This is a genomic window from Deltaproteobacteria bacterium, from assembly GCA_020845775.1.
Lineage (GTDB): Bacteria > Bdellovibrionota_C > UBA2361 > SZUA-149 > JADLFC01 > JADLFC01.
Map to the genome: position 1 here is coordinate 1 of JADLFC010000048.1, position 4,718 is coordinate 4,718.

The following is a 4,718-nucleotide window of genomic DNA, read 5'->3' on the forward strand; positions in this document are numbered from 1 at the left end:
GTTACGCAGATAAAACTTGTACTGAATAGTGTCGCCTAGGCGGTAAATTCCTTGTGCCGTTGTTCCCCAAGCACGCAGATGGCCAAACTTCTGCTCGTTAACCTCATAGATTGTCTCACCGGATGCGTGCCAGGTGTCTATGAGAAAATCCTGAGATAGCGGCATGAGCGCCATGTCGTTACCCTTGTCTACTCGCAAGAAGAGCCGTGTTTTAGCGTCGGAATTAGCGCTGTAATCCCACGATGGAGCAAGGACAAGTTGAGGATCTATATCCTCACTGCCTTTTAAAGTAGCAATGCCCTCAGAATTTGTGGTCCCAACCGCCAAAACATCTTTTGGTGCTGAAAGGGTCGAGAGGGCATCGCGGTAAAGCGTTACTCGTGCGCCAGGGACGACGTCCCCTCTTTGTAGATCGGTAACCCATACTAGGGTGTTAAAATGTCCTAGTTTAACGTGGAGTTGATAAGGGGTAACTTGAGCAAACAATCTGTGCGGCGATCTTATGTCGGATTTATAGACTGGCGGTTCGGTGTTTAGTGAGCCATATATTGCGCCAGACTGGCCGTGGAGCATTTCGCGCACTTTAAAGGGAATTGCAAACTGTATGTCATCTACCGGAGGAATGTCTTGTACAGTTACTTGGTTTTGGATAACGCGATTTGGAGTTACTGCGCGATATCTAAATTGTATGCGATCTAAATTGTTTACATATAGTGGAACGTCGCTGTCGATATCTTTTTCTAGCACAGCATCGCGATGCACTATTTCAAAATTGGGATTGCGGTGAGCGGTTTCAAAGTCAATTGCGAAGGGGCTCGATAGTGTGCGGCCAAACTCATCTTGTAGTTTCGTTGTCACGGGCGAGTCAGTTTCGCTAGCAGCAGTGGGCATTTGTTGCAACAGGCGCTCTAAGAATCCAACTTCCTGCGTCGTAATTGAGACCGAATATCTTTGGGCCGCCTTTAGTCCAGTGGGAAGATGAATTTCATAAGTCTGTCCTTGTCGATGTGGCTGGCTTAGGCTTGAATATTCATCCTCCAAGGATCCCCAGGGGTCGTAGTCGGTTCTACCGCCTGCCAAATCTGGGCTAAAGCTGCAATGTTTCTTAACCTGTGAGGGCAATACCGGAGAGCTAAAGGATAGGGCTATTGGTTGTTGAGGATTGCAAAGCTGAGCGCTCTGTATGCTAGGGTTAGCGTTAAGCATTATCTGTAGGCCGCTATTAGTGGAACATTTGATGCCAACAAACTTAAATTCAGGGAAGGTGAAGAAGCGCACTAGCTCGCGGTTTGTTACGCTTTTTTCGCCTCCCCAGGCTGAAACTAGGCCTGGTTCACTTATCAGGCTAACGGCTATATCCAGAGGTAGTTCTTTTCGCGGACGAATTATCCATATTCTTCGGGCTTCTTCTCCGTCGGCATTTCTTAAATCCTCGTCGCTGTGGCGCGTTTCCTCATCGAAGCTTAGGGAGTATTTTTCCCCTGGAACATGGACGACTTGGGGGATTTCGGAATCGTCGGGATCGGGAGTGACCATGGCAGGTATTCGAGTTTGTGGGCTATCGGAAAGCGAAAAGTGCAGGTGTTTAGCAACCGAAGTTTTTGTTACGGACTGGTTAAAGGTTAGCCGAATTACCGGACTACTAGGGGATTCCCATGTGCGAAACCAGGTATATCGCGCATCGGGACGTTCGGTAATAAATCTATGGCTGTACGGCGAAGTTATCGTAGCCCCATCTATTGTCCTAATACCGGGATTGACTATAACCTCGTAGGCGCTAGCAAGCTTGAGCTCACTTTTTTCATCCAGGTTACACGCAAGCGAATTGGTGTTTAACCATCGCCACTGACAATCAAGCGCTGGCGAGATATTTATGGGAATCTCAGCGCTAGTGCGCTCCATTCTGCCCAGCGGCACAACTGCTCGATCGAACTCTATCACTATCTGACGACCCACCGGCACATCCTCGCCATCAGGAGTGATGCGAATTATGCGTAGCTCCTCCTCTTGCCGAGTTGTCGCCGAGTCCTCTGCAAAGCAAGTTGTTTGGGCAAGAGTGCTTAAGCAAAGGACGAGTAGGGCTAGTAGAAATTTTTTCATAAGAAGTTTCCTGCCTGAGTAGACCGGCTAAGTGAGAGCCCTGTCGCATTTGTACTTTTCAATCTGGCGTCTGAGAAGCTGTCTCCTAGTTGCTAATATTCCGGAGGAAGCTCTAATTGCACTCCCTAACCACAAAGCCCTCAGGCGTTACTTCCTTTATGGCTAGTTTAGCATCGATATAGCGGTCTCCGCCCTCGTCCTTCAGTTCATAGGCTCCAATAGCACCATGTCTTTTTCCTAATGACAGCAGCGCTTTTGTTAGATCCACTGTCTCCTTTTTCTTTAAAATATCGCTAAGCATATAGGCGATATCATAATGCACTGCGGCACCCGACAACACATTATCGTTCCCAAATTTTTTAACGTACCTCTGGCGAAAATCGGCGGTCGTCTCTATGGTTGCAAACCAGCTGCCAACTAAAGCGCCGTTTGCCATCTGAATTTCAGCTTTGTCGTGTAGGTACTCACAGCCAAAAATTAAGAGCTCCCCTAAAATCTGCTTGGCCTGTCTAGCAAAGAGCGAATTCTGTCCAGAATTTAAGCAGATTCCGAAAGCCTTTATCCCTTTCGATTTAGCCTTAAGCAGTAATGGTTTAAAATCTGTTAGGTCTTCCGATAACTCTTCATCCATCTTTATGCCTTCTGCACCTATAGCCGGGACTACCCCGTTTCTCCAGGATTGACAATATGGGTTGTTAGATATGAGCATGCCTATGTTTTTTCCAGCAGCTCGTTTTTTTGCCTCGCAAGCGGCTAACTCTCCCTCTGCTTCTCCGCTAGGATATGAGCGTATTACCATGGGGCGTGATTCCGACACCCGCCTATCGCTCGCCCACGCAAGTAGCGCTATGCCCTTTTTTTGGGCCAGCGGTGCCACCGCACTTGAAGGACCAGAAGCAAGCGTGATTACTAGGTCTATATTATCATTTGAAGCTAAGAGTTTGTTAAAGGCCGAAACAGTTTTTAGAGGTGTAAGCTGGTCGTCTTCATATATCACCTTAATCCTTTTTTCCTGGAGCTCTTGTAGGGCTAGCTCAAAACCGTTACGCGATGCATCTCCGTATGCCTGAGCAGAACCGCTAAACGCACCGATAAAGCCAACATTGATAGTGCCTGTTTCTTCCTGCGGATGTGCGTACGGCGCGTATGCAAAAAACCCCACAATGCCTACTGCGTAATAACAGATGGTTCTTATTGTCTTAGTCATAGTCATAAAGCTCATTTTATTACGCCCTTAAAAAAGAAGTTTTAGCATTCCCATCTCGATCATTTAATATTTAACTCGACATGAGCCGGAACTAACTATCACTGCTACGATAGCCACGCCCACAAATACAGCTCCCATGGCGAACATGCTACTCGGACCAAAGCTATCCCAAATTAGTCCTCCCAGCAGACCCGAGGTCAACAGAGTGATTCCCATAAACATATTCAGTAGTCCATATGCGCTACCACGTTGTTCTTTCGGCGTTGTCTCGGCCACCATTGCAGCGACGACTCCTTGGGTAAAACCCATGTGTAATCCCCAAAAAGCCGTTCCTACGAATACACCTAATGGTGTCGCCCAGAGTGACAGCGTTAAGTCACTAACGCCTAGTAGCATCATCCCCACTAGCAACATCTTGCGACGGTCGATGCGATCTGAGAGATGCCCAGCGGGATAGCTACTAAGAGTGTAGGCAACATTCATCACCACCATAATAACTGGAGCTAGTGCCATTGAATAACCTACCGACACAGCTCGGAGAATCAAAAAGCCCTCACCTAGGCGAGAAAACGCCACAACGCAGCCGAGACATACGACTAACCAATAATCGCGGGGGAGACCGCGAACTCCTTGAAACTTTACCTCGTCGGTCGCTAGTTCGGCCAAACTCTTTTCTTTCACATCTTCAACGCCAAAAACCAAGAGAGCTACCGATATAGCGGCCGGTATAAATGCTAGCCAAAATATCAGTCGGTAACCGTTGCTAAAAAGAGAGAGCAATATTATAGCGAGAAGTGGCCCAATGATTGCACCGATGGTGTCTAGTGACTGGCGAAGACCAAAACAGGCTCCTCGTAGCTCGGGTGGAGAAACTTCACTTATCAGTGCGTCCCTCGGAGCTCCACGAATGCCTTTACCCAAACGGTCCAATATTCGTGCTATTAAAACCAACAATGGTGACCAAGCGAGCGCAAAGAGCGGCTTTACGACTGTTGACAAACCATAGCCTATGCACGCTAAAAGCTTTCGTTTTTTTAGGTAATCGCTCAAGATTCCCGAAAATACCTTAGACCCATAGGCCACCGTCTCTCCCAAACCTTCGATGGCGCCAACCATCGTGACAGAAGTTCCCAGCGAGGAGACGAGAAACAGCGGAAGCACCGCATGAATCATCTCCGACGAGATATCCATAAACATGCTCACAAACCCCAGCGCCCAGATGGTCCTAGGTATTTGGGCTAATTTGCGAAAAAAAATCATCTGTTAAGTTTCTTTTTAGAGTAACGCCTATACCGTTTCCAAAAAGTAAGTTAAATATTTTACTTTTTGGAAACGGTATTTGTTGTTTATTGGCAAGTGCTTACGCACTTGCTGTTTATACCATTTACAAAAATCCTTTTTGTAAATGGTA

Annotated in this window: 3 protein-coding genes; all 3 read right to left on the bottom strand. The window is 47.2% G+C overall.

Annotated features, from left to right (window positions below; translation table 11 throughout):
* Window positions 1–2,100 (bottom strand): large extracellular alpha-helical protein (locus tag IT291_03340; GenBank protein MCC6220257.1); only part of this gene is annotated, 2,100 nt, incomplete at its 3' end.
* Window positions 2,101–2,212: 112 nt separating this feature from the next.
* The gene (locus tag IT291_03345) at window positions 2,213–3,322 is read right to left on the bottom strand and encodes an ABC transporter substrate-binding protein (GenBank protein MCC6220258.1); all 1,110 of its coding nucleotides are present in this window, start codon (window positions 3,320–3,322) and stop codon (window positions 2,213–2,215) included.
* Between the two features lie 48 nt (window positions 3,323–3,370).
* On the bottom strand, window positions 3,371–4,567 hold the full coding sequence (locus tag IT291_03350; protein MCC6220259.1) for an MFS transporter: 1,197 nt from the start codon (window positions 4,565–4,567) through the stop codon (window positions 3,371–3,373).
* Between the last annotated feature and the right edge of the window lie 151 nt (window positions 4,568–4,718).

What these genes read in the sequence shown, in the direction of transcription:
- IT291_03345 (MCC6220258.1), bottom strand. Translation starts at nt 3,322, where the DNA reads ATGAGCTTTATGACTATGACTAAGACAATAAGAACCATCTGTTATTAC.
- IT291_03350 (MCC6220259.1), bottom strand. Translation starts at nt 4,567, where the DNA reads ATGATTTTTTTTCGCAAATTAGCCCAAATACCTAGGACCATCTGGGCG.